The following is a 22,309-nucleotide window of genomic DNA, read 5'->3' as shown; positions in this document are numbered from 1 at the left end:
ACCGTCCGATATGGCAAATGTCTTTTATGAGAATTACTCCGCGATATCTTTATCGAAAGCGTCAAAAGGGTATTCGGTCGGGTTTTCGATGGCAAAGATGCCGATGCCTCCTTTTACGTTGCTGGGGAAGATAACAGGATTTTCGAAAGGGTCACTGCTGTCATGTTCGTTGTGGGCGGACAATGCACGCAGATACAGATATTCTTCTTGGGAAATGGCATAAAAATGGAGTGTCTCACGAACGGTGGCATGACGGATATGATAGACTAGGCCGTCAAACCAGGCACCGGGGAAGATACTTAAATCCATTGTATATTTCCTGTCGTTGAAGTATATGTCACTAAATACTCTGTAGTCATTCCTGGTAGTAGGCAGGATAGTGATGTCAAAGTCATTATTGTTCAAATCTCCCGGCTTGCCATCCATCAAAGCGATATCATAGTAATAAGCTGGAGAATTCCAGTAGTTGGATTGTGCAATGGAGTCCTTCAGGGTTTCCTTATTGGTGAGCCGGTACGTGCAATCTTCTTTTAAATGGACGCGGTAGTAATGGGGTTGTTTCTTTTCGGACATGGGAGCCTCCAGTTTTACTTTGAGGCGTATAGCTGTACCAATCCATGAATATATGCCGGATGTCGTTATATGAGTGGTATCCAAACCGGCTATTTTCAAATTTTCATAAACATTGGTTTCTGCTTCCGCTCTGAAATGACCGTCTTTGGTTTCGACCTCCAAACGTACGTTGTCGCCACTTTGAAAACGGCTGTGCACCGGATAGTAATAGTCGGAATAGCTGTCTCTGTCATTATATAAAGGATTATACTTACATTCATCTATCGTTTCGGACAGTTCTCCGTTGATGTATAATCTGATGATTCCGTTTTTTACTATTTCAGGATTTACACGGTCGGTTGAATTCAGATAAATGGCATTCTCCACTTTGTCAGTGCTGAGAATTGCATTGATAATGAGTTTTTTCGGCTCATTGGTAGTGACAGGCCCTATCTCGGTGGTGCAGGCTGTCAGTAATGCTGTCAATACGAGAAGTAAAGATAACTGTTTCATTATTCTTTAGAATTTATAGGTATACGAAAAAGAAGGAAGGCAGGGAAGCAGTGTCAGTTTCTTGAGTATGGGGACTGCCTGTTCTCCGGGACTGGGTTCTTTATATTCGATATACATGTGGTTAGGGTTCATGGCATTATATGCATTAAACAGACTTACATTCCAAATGCGCTCGCCATGCTTGGTCTTCTTTCGGAAGTTGACTCCTATATTCAGTTGGTGGCTGGCAGGCAAACGATAGTTGTTTCGTGAGCTGCAATATTCGGTAGGTGATATATTCTGATTATTGTTTATAGGATTCTGAATGCCTGAGTATCCCATATAATAGTAATAATTCTCCCACCAGATATGTCCGTCCGGCAATATCACAGTACCTTTTTCCATTGGGAGGGTAGCTGTATTGCCTGATGCAAACGTCCATGAGGCACTCATGGATATGCCTTTGGTAAATTGATGGTTGAGGGTGATATTAACTGAGTGTCTCCGGTCATATTTGTAGGGGAAACGGCGTCCGCCATTGATACCATGCTCACTGAATTTCCGGTCAGCTTTGGCCAGGGTGTAGTTAATCCATCCGTTGGTACGGCCGCTTTTCTTTTCTACCATGAATTCTATTCCGAAGTTGCGTCCTCTTCCCATTTCCACTTTATCTTCCCAATTGGTAGAGTTGCCTCCCAATGCATTGCCGTCTTTGTATTCCAGTATATTTTTCATGGCTTTGTAATAGCCTTCTACAGAAAATTCCCATCCACGGATTCCGGTGTAGTAGGCACCTACCGAAAACTGACGTGCCAGCATCGGATGAAGGTCTTTGGTGACAGGTACCCACAAATCTGTGGGCATTGCAATGGCTGATGAGGTCAGGAGGTGAACGTATTGTGTCATGTGGGTATATGCCGCTTTGAATGTCAAATCGGGACGTGCGTTATAACTTAATGAGAGTCGGGGCTCCAGAGAGGAATAGGTGTGGTGCTGTACATGAAATAAAGAGAGGTGAGCACCTATGTTCGCTTTCCATCGGTCGTTCAGTTTAAAGTCGTCTTCGGCGTAGAACGATATTTCATGAGAACGGATAGGCCCTTCTCCAATGTTGGCAAGCTCTTGGTTATCTTGGTGACGTGTCAGCACATGCTGCACTTCCGGTCGGAACAGGTGATACAGATATTTGCCTCCAAACTTGATAAAATGGGAAGGGGAGGGATGGAAATCAAAATCCGAAATCATTCCTATGTCATCAATACCTGATTGGTAACGGCTCTTAAAGGTTTCATCTTTGTATGATGCATCGTTTTTGATATGAAATCGGAAATGGTTGTAAGACAGCGTGGTATTGTTGAACAATCGTTCATTGCAAATGTGGTTCAGGCGCAATGTAGCTAGAGTGCTGCCCCAGTTAATGACCTGTTTTTCCTTTTCATTCCATAGTTGCTCGTTTCCGTTGACGGTGTATTTGTTCTTGAAGTTTATATTGTCCTGACCGTTGTAGAAGGACAGAAAAAGTCGGTTGCGGTCGTTGAAGCGGTGATTGAGTTTGGCATTGATGTCGTAAAGGAAATATCCTCCTTTACTGTCTTTGTCCAAGAATGGCTTAATCAACCAATCCAGATAGCTGCGACGTGCTGAAATCAGAAAAGAGGTGCGGTCTTTCCATATCGGTCCCTCAAAATGCAGACGCGACGTAAGCAATCCGATACTGAAGCTTCCATGATAGTGCTGCATGTCTCCATCGTTGGTGCGTACATCCACTACTGATGAGAGGCGGCCGCCGAAACGGGCCGGAAAGCTGCCTTTGTATAAATCTACCTTCTTGACGGCTTCGGGTGTAAAGACCGACAGGAAGCCTAGAGTATGGTCTACATTGTATAGGGGCGCTCCATCTAATAAATACAGATTTTGGTCGGGCCCTCCTCCACGCACATACAAGCCGCTGGTACCGGTGACACCACCTTGTACTCCGGGCAGTAGTTGGATGGTTTTAAGCACATCCGCCTCACTAAGTAAGGCGGGTGTGTTCTTGATATGTGCAATTGGAATGTTGCTGGCTCCCATGCGACTGCTCCGGATACCTGTTTCCGGCTTCTCGGATAAGACAATGACCTCATCCAACTGGTTATCATTGTACATTTGGATGGTAATCAGTGTGTCATTGCATAAGTTCAGATTCATTTCCTGCGTCGTGTAGCCGATATATGAAAAGTTTAGTTTTGTGTTTCCTTCGGGTAATGTTATACTGAAATAACCAAACGGGTTGGTAATGGTTCCCAGTCCGTTTTGTTTGCTATAGATGTTGGCGCCAATCAGTGTTTCTTTAGAAGTGGCGTCCAGCATGTAACCATTTAATGTAACATGGCGTTTGACAGTTTGCGGTTTCTCCTTCTTTAATAGGATATGATGTGCCACAAACTCAAATTTGATATCCTGCCCCATAAATGCCTTGGTCAGTACGGTTTGTAAAGGTACTTTCTTTTGGCTGATAGTTATAGGATGTTTCAATACCACCTCTTCACCATAGATAAAAGAATATCCTGTTGCTTCCTCTATTCGGGCAATGAACTCTTTCAGGTCAGCTTGTTTCAGATGAAGACTGACAGGCATATCCGGTGTCTGTGCCTTAGCGATGGGAATTGAAAAGCAAAGTGATAACATCAAGATTAGTTTCCTGATGCTATGCTTTCGGTAAAATACAAAAATCATTTAGTTTTAGTTTTCTGTTTTACTTCTATTACGTTGGCTTGTGTAGTTTGATACGTAAAGTCACCGATTACGGCGAGCATGTCCAGAATTTCTTTCAGCGTTTCGTTGTGCTTAAAACGGGCATTCAACTTGTATGTACGCAATTGTTCCCCTATAATCTCAATCTTTACATTGAAGTGATGAGATAATTGGCGGACAATGTCTTCCATCGAAATATCATTGAAGGACAAGACACCGTCTCTCCAGCTTATTTCATTACCTGCATCCTCGTCCGGTTGTGTGGTGAGCGTTCCGGCCTGTTTATGATAAATGGCCGTTTCATTAGGTTTTAATATCACTTGGCTGCCATTGGCATTGTCGCTTACGGCAACACTTCCTTCCAGCAGAGTTGTTTCAACTAAAGAATCGGCGGCATAGGCATTGACATTGAAATGTGTTCCCAATACGCTGACTGTTACCCCGGAAGTCTTTACCCGGAAAGGCTTTTCCGGATTCTTGCTGACCTCAAAGTAAGCTTCCCCATTCAGTTCCACGATACGCTCCTTACCGAAAGTTTCGGGATAACTCAATTGCGAATGTCGGTTTAGAGTCACAGTTGAACCGTCGGGCAGTTCTAGCACTTGGGTTTCGGCTCCGGTCGATGCCATCAACAGGGGAGAAGGATGCTGATAAGAATAGAACATCCAACCGAATCCTAAGAGGAGAACGAGGACGGCCGCCGCCGCAATGTATCGAATGGTAAATACTTTGCGTTTGTGGGATGCCGGTTTAAGGCGTTTTTGCAAGATGTCATAACCCTCTTCCGCCGAGAATTTTCCCTGCGGTGAATGAGTAGATGAAGCCAGATGCTCCAGCCATTCGTTCAGCTCTTTATCGGATTTCGGTGAATTCATGTTATCTCATTTGCCCGGTAAAGATACTACTTCTTTCGCAGATGAATGGACATTTCCGAAACTTTTGTATCTTTTCTTTCAGGTTTGCAAGTGAGAGTAAGCATACGCTGGCCCTTGGCAATCTTCTGCGGATAAAGTATAACATCTACTTTTACAGACTTTTTGCCTTTGGCAATAATCGGATTAGGTTCTGTAATTTTTAATACTTGTGGTTGTGATGAATTTAGTTTTAGTTTTTGGTCTTCGTCTTGCTTTTCGCCGGCAACAATCTTGATTGTGATTGTTTCCTCCTGGTTGTTGGCGTCAAAAGTGTGGTCGGTCATAGCGCGTTCAAATCCGATGTACTCTTTCGGATAACTGTCATTGTTGCTGCACGCCCCTACTAATAATGCATAGAAGAAGGGGAGGGCCATACGTGTACTTGTTCTCATGTCTTTTACTTTTTAGTTTTAGTTTATTAGTTTTCTCTATAAGTAAAGACAGGCATATCGGTAAATCTCCCTACTCTTTATTCCTAAAATAATTATTTATTTTTTCTTTTAGTCGGGTAACGGCTTTCTGCAGTTGGGCGTCTACTGTCTTAGGACTAATGTTAAGTTCCTCTGCAACAGCAGCATAGCTTTGTTTCTCTTCACGTACTTTGATAAAAACTTCTCGGCAACGGTCGGGCAGTTCATTCAGTGAATTTTCGTACAGAGCGAATAATTCTTCATTAATAATCCGTTCTTCGGGGGAAGGGGAGGAGGATATTCTTTCGGGGATATTGTCCAATGGCATGGCTTCGCGGCGTTGCTCCTTTTCCAGATAATTAAGGGCGGCGTTACGTATCAGTGCATAGCTGTATTTATTGAAGTCATCGGGAATCACTTGTCGTTTCCGATTGTTCCATAGACCGGTGAAAACATCCAATACCACTTCTTGTGCCCATTCGTCACGTTGCAGATAGTAGAAAGCAATACGGAAAAAGCGGTCGTAATACAGATTGTATAAAGACCGGAAAGCTTGTTCGGAGTCATGCTTTTGTATTTTCTTTAGTAATTCAGTTTCCTCCATTGCTGTGTAGGGTGTGTCTGTTGGTTGTTAAATCGATGACAAATTTACTAAAAATCTTCTACATGGAGCATATCACTCATTATGCCGTCTGAAATGAAAATACCCGCTCGTGTCAGTTTTAGTGTATCGTTGACTATCTCCAGTGTTCCCTGTTTCAAGTGGGGCTGTGCCATACGCAGACAATAGGCATATAATTTCTCACCGTATTCTCTGCGGAGTTTGGAGAGCGGCATCCCCCATTCGGTACGGATACTGGTAATTACAAAGTCGTTATAGCGGGTGTATAAATCGAGCTCCTCAATCTCGAACGCCGGAGTTCCGTCCTCTATGCCTTTAGTGTATTCGTCCAGTGAAGCAATATTCCATTGACGCGAAATGCCGTTGTAGGAATGTGCCGACGGTCCGCAACCCAAGTATTTCTTTCCGGTCCAATAACTGGAATTGTGTCGGGAATGCAGTCCGGGCAGACAGAAGTTGGATATTTCATAATGCTCATATCCGGCAGCACTCAGGCTGTCGATAAGAGTGCTGAACAAGGCAACGCTCAAGTCCTCATCAGCTTCGGCTACTTTATGTTGTTCGCGAAGTTTCCATAAAACAGTATTTTCTTCGTATATCAGATGATAGGCGGAGATGTGTTCGGGATGCAGGTTTATCGCCTGAACTAAGTCTTTCTGCCACGAATCGAGTGTTTCACCGGGAAGTCCGTACATCAAATCGATACTGATGTTATGAAATCCTGCTCGGCGGCAGTCGTTAAAAGCGTGGATGGCTTGTGCGGCAGTGTGGCGGCGCTGTAATAGTTTCAATGTGTTCTCATTGAACGTTTGGATTCCCATGCTCAGACGGTTGAAAGGCAGGCTGCGGAGCATAGTGATATATTCCGGCGTCAGGTCATCCGGATTTGCTTCAAGTGTGATTTCGGCATCGGGCTCCACATTATACACCTTATATATAAGAGAGAATATTCTGATGAAATCCTCTTGTGACAGCTGGGAAGGAGTTCCTCCACCGAAATAGATGGTTTCTATTGATTCTCCCGAAACATAATCTTTGCGCATCTCCAGCTCACGGCATAAAGAAGATACATAAGTTGTTTTCTTTTCACTTTGGGTAGTGGAAAAGAAATCGCAGTAGATGCAACGTCGTTTGCAAAAGGGAATATGTAAATAGAGTCCGGCCATATATTAAAATAATGCGCAAAACTACGAAAACTATCATTGCTTTTCGCGGTATCGAACAGATATTTATATTTATTTGAGGGATTATCGGAAGAGTAGATAGGATTAAGGTTAAGAATAAGAGGGCATAACGTTTGGAAATTTGATAATCCTGCCGTAAAACATAGTTTAGTAACACCTGCCTTGAGGTTGCTTTTTTTGTCTTTATTTCCTAATTTGCGCTCCACTTTTAAGGAGATATGAGACACATATCCGTTTGTTAATAATTAAATCTTAGATATCATGAAAGTATATCAGACTAACGAAATTAAAAACATTGCACTCCTTGGCAATGATGGATCAGGTAAAACCACCCTCACAGAGTCATTGCTCTTTGAGAGTGGTATTATAAAACGTCGTGGCAGAATTACTGCCAAAAATACGGTTAGTGATTATTTTCCGGTAGAGCAAGAATATGGTTATTCAGTGTTCTCTACCGTTTATCATGTAGAATGGAACGGAAAAAAACTTAATATAATTGACTGCCCGGGCAGTGATGACTTTGTAGGTGCCGCCCTTACTGCGTTGAATGTAACAGACACTGCTATCCTTTTGTTGAACGGACAATACGGTCCCGAAGTAGGTACACAAAACCATTTCCGCTACACTGAAAAATTAGGTAAACCTGTCATCTTCCTGGTAAACCAGCTCGATAATGAAAAGTGTGACTATGACAATGTATTGGAACAATTGCAAGCCATCTATGGATCTAAAGTAGTTCCCGTACAATATCCGATTGAGACCGGGCCTAATTTCCATGAGTTAATTGACGTGCTGTTGATGAAGAAATATTCATGGGGTCCTGAAGGTGGTGCACCTACCATTGAAGAAATTCCGGATTCGGAAAAAGAAAAGGCGATGGAACTGCACAAAGCATTGGTTGAGGCCGCTGCCGAACACGATGAAACTTTGATGGAGAAATTCTTTGAATCGGAGTCATTGACCGAAGACGAAATGCGTGAAGGTATCCGTAAGGGATTGGCTGCACGTGGCATGTTCCCCGTGTTCTGTGTATGTGCAGGTAAAGACATGGGTGTTCGCCGCTTGATGGAATTCTTGGGAAATGTAGTTCCGTTTGTAGATGAAATGCCGAAAGTACACAATACCAGAGGTGAGGTGGTAGAACCGAATGCTGAAGGTCCTACTTCACTTTATTTCTTTAAAACAGCTGTTGAGCCGCATATTGGCGGAGTTCAATATTTCAAGGTAATGAGTGGAACCGTACATGAAGGTGATGATTTGACAAATGCGGATCGTGGCTCAAAGGAACGTATGGCACAGCTCTTTGTATGCGCCGGTTCAAACCGTATTCCTGTTGAAGAATTGCGTGCCGGTGATATCGGCTGTACAGTGAAGTTGAAAGACGTAAAAACCGGCAATACGCTGAACGGTAAAGATTGCGACAACCGTTTCAATTTCATCAAATATCCTAATGCTAAATATTCTCGCGCTATCAAACCGCTGAACGAGGCGGATGTGGAAAAGATGATGGTTGTACTGAACCGTATGCGTGAAGAAGATCCCACTTGGGAAATCGAACAGTCTAAAGAATTAAAACAGACCATCGTTCACGGACAGGGTGAGTTCCATCTGCGTACATTGAAATGGCGTTTGGAAAACAACGAGAAGTTGCAGATTAAATTTGAAGAGCCGAAGATTCCTTATCGTGAAACAATTACCAAAGCAGCCCGTGCCGATTACCGCCATAAGAAACAATCAGGTGGTGCCGGACAGTTTGGTGAAGTTCATCTTATCGTAGAACCTTATTATGAAGGTATGCCGGTTCCCGATACTTATAAGTTTAACGGACAGGAATTCAAGATAAACGTAAAGGGTACTGAAGAAGTTCCATTGGAATGGGGCGGTAAATTAGTGTTCATTAACAGTGTAGTGGGAGGTGCTATTGATGCACGTTTCATGCCGGCTATTTTGAAAGGTATCATGAGCCGTATGGAGCAAGGACCGTTGACCGGTTCTTATGCCCGTGACGTCCGCGTGATTGTTTATGATGGCAAGATGCACCCGGTAGATTCCAATGAAATCTCCTTTATGCTTGCCGGACGTAATGCCTTCAGTGAAGCGTTTAAGAATGCCGGTCCGAAGATTCTGGAACCTATTTATGATGTTGAAGTATTTGTTCCAAGTGACAAGATGGGCGATGTGATGAGTGACTTGCAGGGTCGTCGTGGTATGATTATGGGCATGAGCAGCGAAAACGGTTATGAGAAATTAGTTGCTAAAGTGCCTTTGAAAGAAATGTCCTCTTACTCCACTTCTTTGAGCTCATTGACCGGTGGCCGTGCTTCATTCATTATGAAGTTTGCCAGCTACGAACTCGTTCCGGGTGACGTTCAAGATAAATTAATGAAAGAATTTGAGGCGAATGAAAATAAGGACGAATAATGTAAACTGTAAAAAATAGCATCTAAAAGGAACGCTTTTCGTTAAAAAAGCGTTCCTTTTTATTTAAGTAACCTTAAACTTTTAGGTTTATTATTTGGTTTTGAACTTAATTTTTTATTATTTTTGCAAACCAAGTGGCGTTAAATTTGTTATAGTAGTCAGATTATTAGTTTAAATGACTTTTTCGGTTAATTATAGAGAATTGCCGTTTAAATTTGGTTAATCCATTATGTAATAAGGTTTAACGCTTTTAATTTTGCTGGCATGAAAAAGTCTACTATTTGGATATTAGGAATTGTAATGGGTCTCTCATTTCTGAGTTTGCTTTACTTGCAGGTAAGCTATATTGAAGAAATGGTGAAAATGCGCAGAGAGCAATTTGATGAATCGGTTCGGCGCAGTTTGGACCAGGCGTGCAGAAATATTGAGCTGGTAGAAACAAAGAAATATTTGGAAGACGATGTTATTGCTACCGAAAGAGCTGCTCAATTATCCCGGCAGCAGGCTGCACAAGAAGGAAAGGATGAAGGCGAAGTGGTTGCACACACACAGCATTATGCTGTCTCTTCGGATGGGTTGGACGGTTATTCTACTTTCGAACTCAAGATGAAGATTAGTACAAACCGCCCGGCCAATGTTCCGAAGGCTATTATCTCTACCGGTAAAAATATCCCGCAAACAGCCAGAGCGTTGCAGGAGATTATCAAGGAGCGATATGTATACCAGCGGGCATTGTTAGACGAAGTGGTTTATACTATTTTGCGTACAGCCAGTGATAAACCGCTTAAAGAGCGTATTAACTTTAAGCAGTTGGATTTGTTTATAAAGACGGAATTACTGAATAACGGTATTGATATTCCGTATCATTTTACAGTAACGGATCGTGAGGGAACGGAGGCTTATCATTGTCCCGACTATACGAACGAGGGTAGCGAGAACACTTACCGCAAGGTAATATTCCAGAATGATCCGCCTGCACGAATGGGAATGGTAAATGTTCACTTCCCTGAATTGAACAGTTACATATTCAGTTCTGTTAAATTTATGATACCGTCGCTCATTTTTACGTTTGTATTGCTTGTGACATTCATCTTTACCATCTATATCATCTTCCGCCAGAAGAAGCTGACAGAGATAAAGAATGACTTCATCAACAATATGACGCATGAGTTTAAGACACCTATCTCTACCATCTCGTTGGCGGCACAGATGTTGAAAGACCCTGCAGTGGGTAAGTCTCCGGCTATGTTCCAGCATATTTCGGGGGTTATCAATGACGAGACGAAACGTTTGCGTTTTCAGGTAGAGAAAGTATTGCAGATGTCAATGTTCGAAAGGCAGAAGGCAACGCTTAAGATGAAGGAAGTGAATGCAAATGAACTGATAGCGGGAGTCGTTAATACTTTTACATTGAAAGTGGAAAAGTATAATGGGAAAATCACTTCCAGTTTAGATGCAGAGAATCCTGATATATTTGTGGACGAAATGCACTTTACGAATGTTATCTTTAACTTGCTGGACAATGCAGTGAAGTATAAGAAACCGGAAGGAGAACTGCTGCTGAACATACGGACATGGAACGAGTCAGGTAAACTTTATATCTCGATACAGGACAATGGTATCGGTATCAAGAAGGAAAACCTGAAAAAGATATTTGATAAGTTCTATCGGGTACACACCGGTAACCTGCACGATGTGAAAGGATTCGGTTTGGGCTTGGCTTACGTGAAGAAAATAATTCAGGATCATAAAGGCGTTATACGTGCTGACAGTGAACTGAATGTAGGAACTAAATTTATTATTGTATTACCTTTATTAAAAAATGAATAATATGGACGAGAAATTGCGTATCTTGTTATGCGAAGATGATGAGAATCTTGGCATGCTTTTGAGAGAATATTTGCAGGCAAAAGGCTACTCGGCTGAACTTTGTCCGGATGGTGATGCCGGCTACAAGGCTTTCCTGAAGAACAAATATGATTTGTGTGTACTGGATGTGATGATGCCTAAAAAGGACGGTTTCACGCTGGCACAGGAAATTCGTGCTGCAAATGCTGAAATTCCTATTATCTTCTTGACAGCAAAGACGCTGAAAGAAGATATCTTGGAAGGGTTTAAAATCGGTGCTGATGATTATATCACCAAGCCGTTCAGTATGGAAGAATTGACTTTCCGTATCGAGGCTATCCTGCGTCGTGTGCGTGGCAAGAGAAATAAGGAAAGTAATATTTATAAGATTGGTCGCTTTACTTTCGATACTCAGAAACAAATTCTGTCTATTGATGGCAAGAACACCAAACTTACCACTAAGGAGTCAGAATTGTTGGGATTGCTGTGTGCGCATGCCAATGAAATTCTGCAGCGTGACTTTGCATTGAAAACTATTTGGATTGATGACAATTACTTCAATGCCCGAAGCATGGACGTATATATCACTAAATTGCGTAAACATTTAAAAGAAGACGACTCTATCGAAATCATCAACATTCACGGTAAGGGTTATAAACTGATTACACCGGAAGTTGAATAAATGAGGTCAAGCATATAGAAAAGTCCGAAGCGAACGTTTCGGACTTTTTTTTATTGTTAAGAATTTAAATAAACGAATCCTTTTTTAACCGCGACCGTTGTTATACATTTAACCTCGCAATGTCATGTTGGCATTGTCTATTTTAATAAATAATTTATGTGTAGCAATTCATTTTTTTCTTTTATGAAAGAGCAGGAAGAACTTCTGCAAAACAACGGTCAGTTTAAGACCGCCGTTTCTTACTCATGTACTTTTAATAGTTTCTTTAACTTCCGTAAGGGAGAAGACCTCAGTATAGAAGAGATAACTTCCGAGCAGATTAAGAGTTATCAATCTTGGCTGAAACAGCGTGGTGTGGTGTCGAATACCTCCTCGTTTTATATGCGTGTATTGCGTGCTGTGTATAATAAGGCTGTAAGCAAGAACTTGGCTGTTCAACAACATTCGTTTGAGGGTGTGTACACTGGAATTGATAAGACGCAGAAACGTGCTTTAAGTATAGAAGCACTACGTCTGTTGAAAGAGTTGGATTTAAGTGGTAAGAAAAAGTTGGAATTAGCTCGTGATTTGTTCATGTTCAGTTTCTATACACGTGGTATGGCTTTTGTAGATATGGCCCATTTGTGTAAAAAGGATATCAAAGATGGCCTTATCACTTATCATCGTAAAAAGACAGGTCAGCAGCTGATTATAGGTCTTGAACCTTGTATGGAAGAAATTATAGAGAAATATAGTTCCCTCACTGAGGGGTCAGATTATGTATTGCCTATTCTTCATTCTAATATTTCTCGAGACTTACAAGAACAATATTACAATGCGTTACGCTATCAGAATGCTCAACTTAAAAAAATAGAGAAGCTGTTGAATATTCCCCATCTACATCTCACTACTTATGTACCGCGCCACACTTGGGCTTCCATTGCTCGTGAAAATGGTGTTTCACTATCTGTAATAAGTGAAGGAATGGGACATACTTCAGAAAAAACGACACGTATTTATTTGGCTTCTTTGAATCAAGTGATAATGGATGAAGCTAACCGCAAGGTGCTGTCATCAATTAAGTAGTTTTTTTATTTTGCATAACCTCTTACACAGAGGTGGAGCAATGAAAGTCATTAATTCGGCACAAAGTTAATATTTATTTTTTTAGGTAATAGAATTTATGAATGATTTTTTTTCATTTTCTTCTCTTTACCTTTTCTTTGCACTTTTTTATGTCAAGTTTTTTATGACTTGATAATCGAACCTTCCTTTCTATGAAATCTAATGTTTTTAGTATTATATTCTTCTTTTTCTGTTTAAAATCCGGGGTATACGTTCTCTAGCTGATGTGTTACCTCTGTGTAAGAGGTGGAACAAAAAGCATAATTCATTTTATTGAATCTTTTATAAAATTGCCTTCAAAAGAGGCGATGACGCGAAGCGTGCTTAACTATGACGACAGACAAGAAAACAGCGCAGTCCATCAAGTGGTTTGCAGCAAAAACAAAATATTCTACAGCAAAGACAATAAAGCAATTATTGGAGCGATTAAAAATAGAGCATTACATTCCTTATCGTACTGTTATGATAGAAAGAAGAGGGAAGAAAGTCAAAGTGGAAAAACCCGTACTTCCCAATTTTGTATTTATCCGTTCAGATTATGCCACTTGCCTTTCATTGGTCAATGAATACGGCTTATCCATGAGTTATCTTCTGAATCTGGAAACCCGACAACTTTTAGTAGTTCCCGACAAGCAGATGCAGGATTTCATGTTTCTGCTCGACTTCTCGGAAGATGCGGTTCAGGTAATCAATGAAAACCTTCGCCAAGGCGATCGTGTGCGTGTCATAAAGGGAGATTTTGCCGGCATAGAAGGTGAATTGATTCGTATTAAAGGGCATAAGCGGGTTGTGATACGCTTGGAAGGAGCGTTTTCTTTAGCTACTACCTATATTCCGGGAGCCTATCTGGAAAAAATATAACCCCTTCTTATATTATTATCATTAAATTATAGAACTATAATTTTGAAGAGAATAAAGTGATATACACAAAACTAACTGTACAGAAAATATAATTTATGAAAAAACATTTTTTAAGTATGCTTCTAATGGCGATATTGCTGGTGTCTTGCAATACATCCAAGGAGATTCTCTACTTTCAAGACATTAAGGTGAATCAGCCGGAGGTTATCAACGGAGCACGGGATATTACTGTGCAGCCCAAAGACCAGATTTCCATCATCGTGTCGAGTAAGGACCCGCAATTGGCAGCGTTGTTCAATCTGACAAAAATTCAATATCGGGCAGGATATAATGATTTGAAAGGTGGCAATACCACCGGAGAAGTTTCCGGTTATACGCTTGATGACAATGGGGATATTGATTTTCCGGTATTGGGAACACTTCATATTGCAGGTATGACCAAAAGTCAGATAGCCAAACTAATCAAGAAACGGCTAATGGAGGAAAATCTGGTAAACGACCCTGTTGTGACCGTGGAGTTTATGAACCTTTACTTCTCAGTACTGGGCGAGGTAAAGACTCCCGGCAAGTACGCCATCACCAAGGATCAGATTACCCTGCTTGAGGCTGTCAGTGTGGCGGGCGACTTGACTATCCATGGCAAGCGGGATGCCATCTTTGTGATTCGTGAGGAAGACGGCAAGCGGGTCACACATTGGGTGGATATTCGATCCAAGGACATGTTCAATTCTCCGGTTTATTACTTGAAGCAGAATGATGTAGTTTATGTGCAGCCCAACAAAGTTCGTGCCGGACAGAGTACTATTAATGAAAATAGCGTGAAGTCTGTATCTCTTTGGATCAGTGTTGGTTCTTTCCTTTCTTCATTAGGGGTACTGCTTTTCAAATAATTGTTAGACATAAAGACAGAATGGAAAATAGAAAGATGAATAATAAGCCTGCTGACGATTTTATTCGCATCCAAGACCTGTGGGGAATGTTCCTTCCTAAATGGCATTGGTTCGCTTTATCGTTGGTTGTCACACTTTCGGTGGCGCTTCTTTATATATTTAGTTCCCCTAATATTTATACCCGTTCGGCATCTATTTTGGTAAAAGATAACAGCAAGGGCAGTTCGGCTAGTAATGCACTGAGTAATGACTTTGCCGATCTGGGTATGTTCAAGAGCAACACCAATATCAACAATGAGTTGCTTACCATATCTTCGCCTACGCTGATGACCGAAGTGGTGAAACGTTTAGGACTAAACGAGACTTATACGGTCCGTAAAGGCTTGAAGCGGGTAGAGCTCTACAAGGCTTCTCCTATATCAGTGGTGTTGCAAGACAAAAATGCCGTTGTCGGTTTTCAAATTGAAATGAACGACAATGAGAAGTTTACACTTTCCAACTTTACTATGGAAGGAGAAGATGTGGACGGAAGTGTTTCGGGGGTATTCAATGATTCCATTCATACACCTGTTGGAAGCATGTATTTGTCGGTCAGCCAAAATCCGAACGAAGAATATGTCGGTTCCACCATTACATACAATCATGGTGACATAACCGGTATTACAGATTATTATACCAAGAACCTCCGTGCCGAATTGGGCAACGAAGATGCTACCATCATCAATCTCAGTATTGATGACGCTTCCATACAAAAGGCGGAAGATATATTGAATATGTTGATTGAGGTCTATAATGAGAAATGGATTCAAGACAAGAACCAGATTGCCGTATCCACTTCCCAGTTTATCGGTGACCGTTTGGGCGTGATTGAGAACGAATTGGGGCATGTGGATGAAAATATTTCTTCTTACAAGTCCGAGCACCTGTTGCCGGATGTGCAAGCTGCCTCCAACCTCTACCTCACCCAGTCCGCAGAGAACAAGAAGGAACTGCTTTCCCTCAATAACCAGCTTTCTACCGCCCAATATATCCGCAGGGAATTAAACAACAAACGGATGAACCAGCCGTTGCCTTCCAATTCCGGTATCGGAAGTGTCAATATCGAGAACCAGATTAGTGAATACAATCAAATGGTACTCGACCGTAATCGGCTGATAGCTAACAGTAGCGAGAAGAACCCGTTGGTAAAGGACTTGACAAGTTCCCTGAAGAGTATGCAGCAAACCATCCTCCAGTCTGTGGACAACCATATCGTGTCACTGAATACTCAAATCCGGAGTATCAAGCAAGAGGAATTGGCTACCACACAACAATTGGCTTCCAATCCGAACCAGGCGAAATACCTGTTGAGCGTAGAGCGTCAGCAGAAAGTAAAGGAAGAACTTTACCTCTATCTGCTTCAGAAACGTGAGGAAAATGAACTTTCACAGGCTTTCACAGCTTACAATACAAGAGTGATTACTGCTCCACGCGGTAGTGCATTCCCGACAGCTCCCAAGAAAATGAATATTCTTATGGTGGCATTTGTATTGGGATTGCTCATTCCTGCAGTGGTAATCTTTATGATGGAGAATATGAATACCCGCGTGCGCGGCCGCAAAGATTTGGAAAACATGAATGTTCCGTTTGTAGGAGAAATTCCCATGGCTGACGGTAACAAAAAGAAAGCGGGTAAGAAAACGAAGGCAAATGAATATGCCATAGTAGTCAAGGAAAAGAATAGGGATATGATAAACGAGGCTTTCCGTGTGGTTCGCACCAATCTTGAGTTTATGGCGCAAGGAAATAAGGTTATCATGGTTTCCTCCATGAATCCGGGTAGCGGAAAGACATTCATCACCATGAACCTTGCTGTCAGCTTTGCCATAAAGGACAAGAAGGTGGCGGTCATTGACTTGGATATGCGTCGTGCCAGTTTAAGTACTTACGTTAACAAACCGAAGACCGGGGTTTCCAATTATTTGGGTGGTCTGGTATCCGGTTGGAAAGAAATTGTGGTAAATAATGTTGTCCATGCCAACTTAGACGTTATTCCGGTGGGTACCATACCTCCCAATCCATCGGAGTTACTTTTCAGTCCCAAGATGGAAACCCTTATTGCAAGCTTGCGTAAGGAGTACGACCTTGTTTTCATCGACTGTCCTCCGGTAGAGATTGTTGCCGATACCAGCATTATTGCTAAGTGGGCGGATATGACTCTCTTTGTTGTCCGTTCCGGACTGATGGAGCGTGAGATGCTTCCTGTGATAGACAGTTACTATGCAGACCATAAATTGAACAATATGGCTTTGCTCCTTAATGGTACTACTGTCGCTTACGGAGGCAGATACGGTTATCATCGCTATGGCTATCGTTACGGCTATCATTACGGGTATGGTAACTATTCCAATGAATAAATAAAAGTGTTTCATTTCTTCAAACGTAAAGTAAGTGTAGCGGATAGCGGTATTCTGCGTGGAATGACCGATTGCCATTCCCATCTGTTACCCGGTGTGGATGATGGTGTGAAAACATTGTCTGAAACATTGGAGATATTAAAGGAGATGGAGAAGCAAGGTATAGCCGAAGTGTGGTTCACGCCGCATATTATGGAAGATATACCGAATAAAACAGCAGACTTGAAGAAGAAGTTTGCAGAAGTACAAGCCGTTTATCAAGGCAACATCAGGCTTTACCTTGCCGCAGAAAATATGCTTGACAACCTTTTTGAGGAACGGTTGGAAAACGATGACTTGTTACCCATAGAGAAAGATGGAAAACTTTATCTTTTGGTAGAAACTTCGTATTTTAATCCTCCAATAGACTTATACGGCATCTTGAAACGTATTCAGCAAAAAGGATATTATCCATTACTTGCTCATCCCGAACGGTATGAGTATATGACCATGAAGGATTACAAAGTGTTGAGAGAAAGCAATATACTCTTTCAACTTAATCTCCCTGCCTTGAGTGGTATGTATGGCAAAAATATTCAGAAGAAAGCAAAAGTATTGTACAGAATAAAGATGTATGACGTTATTGGTTGTGATATACATTCGATGCGGTACTGGGAGTTTGCAATTCATGCAAAGTGTACACACGATATTAGTGTTTCAATATAATAGAATATATAAAATTTAATTGTTTTCTGTTTTTTTTAAGACACTTTGTGATCGAATGCATCAGTACTGATTGTGCTTTTTTATAGTGTCCCTGTACTCTACGAGGAGATGTTATTGGGTGGCGATGAGAATTGGGAAATGTTGCTCACTATTTTTGATATTTATATCGTATAGTATTGGTGCAATCTTAGAGTCGTTTTCAAATCCATTTCGTGAATCTTACAGTTATGAGGTAGTAACTTTCGATAATTTAGCGATGGTCAATGAATTGTATTAAATCATTAATTAATAAATATGAAAGCTAAAATTTGTGTAATCGGTCTTGGATACGTAGGACTTCCCTTAGCCCGTCTTTTTTCCACAAAGTTCCAAACAATTGGATTTGACATGAATCAAAAACGTGTAGATGCTTTGATGGCAGGGCACGATGCGACTCTTGAAGTTTCTGATGAACTTCTTCAATTGGCGATTGCTAACGGATTCAAGTGTACAGCTAATTTAGAAGAGATTAAAGATTGTAATTTTTACGTTGTTGCTGTTCCTACACCGGTAGATGATAATAATCGTCCTGATTTGTCTCCTTTATGGGGAGCAAGTGAAACTGTTGGTAAGGTAATATCAAAAGGTGATATTGTTGTATATGAATCAACTGTTTACCCAGGCGTTACTGAGGAAGAATGTTTACCTGTGATAGAGCGAGTTTCGGGTTTGAAGTATAATGAGGACTTCTTTGCTGGATATTCTCCTGAACGTATTAATCCGGGTGACAAAGAACATACAGTCGAAAAAATTAAAAAAGTGACTTCTGGATCGACTCCGGAAATTGCTGATATAATAGATAGTGTTTATAATTCTGTTTTGGTAAACGGTACGCATAAAGCACCATCCATTAAAGTAGCAGAAGCTTCCAAAATCATTGAAAATTCCCAGCGTGATGTGAATATTGCTTTCATGAATGAATTAGCGAAAATTTTCAATGCAATGGGTATTGATACGCACGATGTAATAGAAGCTGCCGCGTCAAAATGGAATTTTATTAAATTAAATCCCGGTCTAGTTGGCGGACATTGTATTAGTGTAGACCCTTACTATCTCATACAAAAAGCACAAGTGTATGGTGTACTTCCTCGAATTATGTTTTCTGCACGGCGTTTGAATGATGGTATGGGTGCATATGTTGCCAATCAAGTAGTAAAATGTATGAATAAGAAAGGGGTATTGGTAAAGGATGCCAAAGTACTAATTCTTGGTATCACCTTTAAAGAGAATTGTCCAGACATTCGTAATACGAAAGTTGTAGATATTTATACTACGCTCCAAGAATATACAAATAATATCACTGTTTATGACCCTTGGGCCGATAAGAATACAGTTAAGCGTGAGTATGGAATTGAAATCATAAATAAATTTCCTATAGATAAGTTTGATACCATTGTATTAGCAGTAGCCCACAAAGAATTTGAAGGACTCGATTTATTGGCATTGGTTAATGATAGTCATGTAATATATGATGTTAAGGGATGTGTAGATAGGAATATTATAGATGAAAGATTGTAATTAATTTATATAAAATAGCTTGTAATGGCTGTTAGTCAATTAAAAGTTGGAGCCGTACTCTCATATGTGGCTATAGGACTAAATATAGTGATAGGTCTTTTGTATACACCATATATGTTGCGTACATTGGGTCAGAATGAGTATGGGCTCTACTCGTTGGTGGCTTCTGTTGTGTCTTATTTAACCGTTTTGGATTTTGGATTTGGTAATGCTATAGTCCGCTATACTGCTAAATATAAAGCAGAAGGTAAAGAAGAAGAACAGTATGAGATGTTTGGTATGTTCTTGATTCTTTACAGTGTTATAGGGTTAATATCTATAGTAGGTGGTGCATTGCTTTATGAGAATATAGGATTGCTATTTGATGCAACAATGCCCTCAGATGACCTATATAAAGTAAAAATTATGATGTTGTTGATGATTTTCAATATGGCTTTTACTTTTCCTATGAGTATTTGGAAATCAATCATTACAGCTTATGAAAAATTTATTTTTAACCGTGTTGTCAATTTAGCGCGTATAATACTTAATCCATTAGTAATGGTAATATTGTTAGCTGTAGGATATAAGGCTATAACAATGGTAGTTGTTATCACTCTTTTTAATGTATTCTCATTGATTGCAGATGCTTGGTATTGCAAGAATCGTCTTCATATTAAGATTAAATTCGCACGATTTAAATGGAATTTTTTAAAAGAGGTTGGTGCTTACTCTTTTTGGATCTTTTTGAATTGTATCATGGATAGAATTTATTGGAGCACAGGACAATTAATATTGGGAATATTTAAAGGTGCGGCAGAAGTTGCTGTTTATGCTGTGGCAATTCAATTGGAGCATATGTATATGATGTTTTCTACAGCAATTTCTAGCGTATTCTTACCCAAAATAACGACAATGGTGGTTAAAGGAAACAATGAAAAAGAGATTTCTAATTTATTCATAAAAAGCGGTCGTGTGCAATATATTATCATGGTATTTATATTGGTAGTATTTATTGTATTTGGTCATTCTTTTATTCTTCTATGGGCTGGTTCTGATTATGCTAATGCATATTGGATAACTTTATGTCTTTTTGTTCCATTAATAATACCATTAATACAAAATTTAGGTATAATTATTCTTCAAGCAAAAAATCAGATGAAATTTCGTTCTATTCTATATATAATTATAGCCATTGTTAGTTTAGGAATTTCAATACCTTTAGCAAGGCTATATGGAGGAATAGGATGTGCTATAGGTACGGCTTTAGCTTTAATCGCAGGACAAATCATAGCAATGAATATTTATTACCAAAGAATAATTCATTTGGATATTTTGAAATTTTGGAATGACATATTGAAGATGTCTGTTGTTCCTGTTATATTCGGTTTTATTGGTACTGTTGTAATATTTTATTTTGGAGTGCAGTTCGATATTATAACATTAATAATGGGAGTGGTTTTATTCTCTATAGTATATCTTCCATTATTTTGGAAATTTTCTATGAATGATTATGAGCGAAGTTTGTTTCGCTCACCTATCAATATCATACTTTCTAAGATTGGAGTTAAATATAGTTTGTAAAAGTAGTTTAATCTTTTGATTTCTTGTGCGGATTAATTGTAATGGTGTTGGTAATGATGCATTGTTGTTTAATTAGAATTTATAATTACAATATATTTTCTCGTTTATAATTAGATTACTAATTACATATTTTTTGATATATGTTGGAAAAAGAGTTCTTCCTAAGTTTTGTCAATATCCATTTGGAATTCTGAATAAAATGATAGTTATAAAAGATAAATCAAAGTGTTGCGGTTGTAGTGCTTGTGCTCAGCGTTGTCCTCAACAATGTATTCTTATGTATAAAGATGAAGAGGGTTTTTTATATCCTAAAGTTAATAATTCTTTGTGTATTGGTTGTGGATTGTGTGAAAAAGTTTGCCCAATTTTGAATCAAAACGAACCTAGGATCATAAAAAATGCTTATGCAGCAATTCATAATGATGACGAAATCAGAAGACAAAGTTCCTCTGGAGGTTTTTTTACTTCATTGGCTGAATTTATTATAGAGAGGGGGGGAGTAGTATTTGGTGCCAAGTGTGATAATCATGGGACAGTCATTCATACTAGTGTTGAGTCAAAAAATGATATTTATCAACTTAGAGGAAGTAAATATGTGCAGTCTTTTATTGGAAATACATTTATTGAAGCTAAGACATTTTTAGATAATGGAAGATTAGTCCTTTTTTCTGGTACACCTTGCCAAATTTCTGGATTAAAATTATTTTTAAAAGCTAGCTATATTAACTTGTACACATTGGATATAGTATGTCATGGAGTTCCAAGCCCTATGGTTTGGAACGATTATCTTCGTTTTCTATCGCTTGAAAAAGGTTTTTGTGATATTTCAAAATTACATTTGCACTCTAATTTTAGGGATAAAGAAAATGGATGGAGACAATATCAGATTAATATTTGGTCAGAATACGATAATATTGAAAGTACACTATGTAAGGAGTTTGCTAAAGACAATATTTATATGCAAGGCTTTCTTAAAAATCTTTTTATAAGACCATCATGTTTTGTATGTCCTGCCAAAAAAGGAAAATCTAATAGTGATTTTACATTAGGGGATTTTTGGGGTGTAGAAAAAGAATGTCCAGAGCTGGATGATAATAAAGGGATAAGTATTGTTATTGCACATACAAAGGAAGCTATTCAGTTAATGGGGCAATTAAATATCAGATATAAAAAAGTAGACCAAACAAATTTATTTAAAAAAAGGAACGTGTGCTATTACAAATCTACAACTAAGTTGAAAGAACAAGCAGTATTTTGGATGAAATATAAAATAATTGGTATACATGCAATACCGATGTTTTTATTAATACTGAAACCTTCTATCTTTGAAGTTGGTATTCTTCGATTAAAACAGATGGTTCGCAAATTGCTATAA

At 39.7% G+C, this 22,309-nt stretch carries 17 protein-coding genes; 11 read left to right on the top strand and 6 right to left on the bottom strand.

The window, feature by feature from the left end; genetic code table 11:
- Nucleotides 1-33: 33 nt before the first annotated feature.
- The 6 genes from IR173_RS15665 to hemW all read right to left on the bottom strand — a co-directional run bounded on the left by IR173_RS15665 (nucleotide 34) and on the right by hemW (nucleotide 6,889).
- The gene (locus IR173_RS15665) at nucleotides 34-1,065 is read right to left on the bottom strand and encodes a DUF4249 domain-containing protein (protein ID WP_237040452.1); all 1,032 of its coding nucleotides are present in this window, start codon (nucleotides 1,063-1,065) and stop codon (nucleotides 34-36) included.
- A gap of 6 nt (nucleotides 1,066-1,071) precedes the next feature.
- The gene (locus tag IR173_RS15660; RefSeq protein WP_237040451.1) at nucleotides 1,072-3,759 is read right to left on the bottom strand and encodes a TonB-dependent receptor; all 2,688 of its coding nucleotides are present in this window, start codon (nucleotides 3,757-3,759) and stop codon (nucleotides 1,072-1,074) included.
- Entirely contained in the window at nucleotides 3,756-4,652 is an 897-nt protein-coding gene (locus IR173_RS15655) for a FecR family protein (protein ID WP_237040450.1), read from the bottom strand. Before IR173_RS15655 ends, IR173_RS15660 begins: the two co-directional genes overlap by 4 nt.
- Nucleotides 4,653-4,678: 26 nt before the next feature.
- Entirely contained in the window at nucleotides 4,679-5,083 is a 405-nt protein-coding gene (locus IR173_RS15650) for a hypothetical protein (protein ID WP_237040449.1), read from the bottom strand.
- Between the two features lie 70 nt (nucleotides 5,084-5,153).
- Nucleotides 5,154-5,705: an RNA polymerase sigma-70 factor gene (locus IR173_RS15645; protein ID WP_237040448.1), complete on the bottom strand. Its 552-nt coding sequence runs from the start codon at nucleotides 5,703-5,705 to the stop codon at nucleotides 5,154-5,156.
- Between the two features lie 47 nt (nucleotides 5,706-5,752).
- On the bottom strand, nucleotides 5,753-6,889 hold the full coding sequence (gene hemW, locus IR173_RS15640) for a radical SAM family heme chaperone HemW (RefSeq protein ID WP_237040447.1): 1,137 nt from the start codon (nucleotides 6,887-6,889) through the stop codon (nucleotides 5,753-5,755).
- A 279-nt stretch (nucleotides 6,890-7,168) separates the two neighbouring features.
- Here hemW and IR173_RS15635 point away from each other — a divergent pair, with 279 nt between their 5' ends.
- The 11 genes from IR173_RS15635 to IR173_RS15585 all read left to right on the top strand — a co-directional run bounded on the left by IR173_RS15635 (nucleotide 7,169) and on the right by IR173_RS15585 (nucleotide 22,309).
- Nucleotides 7,169-9,328, top strand: a complete 2,160-nt coding sequence (locus IR173_RS15635; RefSeq protein WP_237040446.1) for an elongation factor G — start codon at nucleotides 7,169-7,171, stop codon at nucleotides 9,326-9,328.
- Between the two features lie 264 nt (nucleotides 9,329-9,592).
- A complete protein-coding gene (locus IR173_RS15630) occupies nucleotides 9,593-11,158 on the top strand; it encodes a sensor histidine kinase (protein ID WP_237040445.1) in 1,566 nt (521 codons plus the stop codon).
- Nucleotide 11,159: 1 nt separating this feature from the next.
- Nucleotides 11,160-11,858 (top strand): response regulator transcription factor RprY, encoded by a 699-nt coding sequence (gene rprY / locus IR173_RS15625; protein WP_005940641.1) that lies wholly within the window; start codon nucleotides 11,160-11,162, stop codon nucleotides 11,856-11,858.
- A gap of 156 nt (nucleotides 11,859-12,014) precedes the next feature.
- Nucleotides 12,015-12,923, top strand: a complete 909-nt coding sequence (locus IR173_RS15620) for a tyrosine-type recombinase/integrase (protein ID WP_262914313.1) — start codon at nucleotides 12,015-12,017, stop codon at nucleotides 12,921-12,923.
- Nucleotides 12,924-13,292: 369 nt separating this feature from the next.
- Complete coding sequence (locus IR173_RS15615; protein ID WP_237040443.1) at nucleotides 13,293-13,823, top strand: UpxY family transcription antiterminator; 531 nt, start codon at nucleotides 13,293-13,295, stop codon at nucleotides 13,821-13,823.
- A gap of 95 nt (nucleotides 13,824-13,918) precedes the next feature.
- Nucleotides 13,919-14,713 carry a polysaccharide biosynthesis/export family protein gene (locus IR173_RS15610; RefSeq protein ID WP_237040442.1) on the top strand — a complete coding sequence of 265 codons (795 nt, stop codon included), beginning with the start codon at nucleotides 13,919-13,921 and terminating at the stop codon, nucleotides 14,711-14,713.
- Between the two features lie 20 nt (nucleotides 14,714-14,733).
- Complete coding sequence (locus tag IR173_RS15605) at nucleotides 14,734-17,109, top strand: GumC family protein (protein WP_237040441.1); 2,376 nt, start codon at nucleotides 14,734-14,736, stop codon at nucleotides 17,107-17,109.
- Nucleotides 17,110-17,172: 63 nt separating this feature from the next.
- Entirely contained in the window at nucleotides 17,173-17,814 is a 642-nt protein-coding gene (locus IR173_RS15600; protein ID WP_237040473.1) for a tyrosine-protein phosphatase, read from the top strand.
- A gap of 294 nt (nucleotides 17,815-18,108) precedes the next feature.
- Nucleotides 18,109-19,371, top strand: a complete 1,263-nt coding sequence (locus tag IR173_RS15595; protein WP_237040440.1) for a nucleotide sugar dehydrogenase — start codon at nucleotides 18,109-18,111, stop codon at nucleotides 19,369-19,371.
- Between the two features lie 24 nt (nucleotides 19,372-19,395).
- Nucleotides 19,396-20,934, top strand: a complete 1,539-nt coding sequence (locus IR173_RS15590) for an oligosaccharide flippase family protein (protein ID WP_237040439.1) — start codon at nucleotides 19,396-19,398, stop codon at nucleotides 20,932-20,934.
- A 199-nt stretch (nucleotides 20,935-21,133) separates the two neighbouring features.
- Entirely contained in the window at nucleotides 21,134-22,309 is a 1,176-nt protein-coding gene (locus IR173_RS15585; RefSeq protein WP_237040438.1) for a Coenzyme F420 hydrogenase/dehydrogenase, beta subunit C-terminal domain, read from the top strand.

Origin of the sequence: Phocaeicola faecalis, from assembly GCF_021730445.1 — a bacterium.
GTDB classification, from domain to species: domain Bacteria; phylum Bacteroidota; class Bacteroidia; order Bacteroidales; family Bacteroidaceae; genus Phocaeicola; species Phocaeicola faecalis.
The sequence above is the reverse complement of the archived record's forward strand: the minus strand, read 5'-3'. Positions and strand labels throughout refer to the sequence as shown.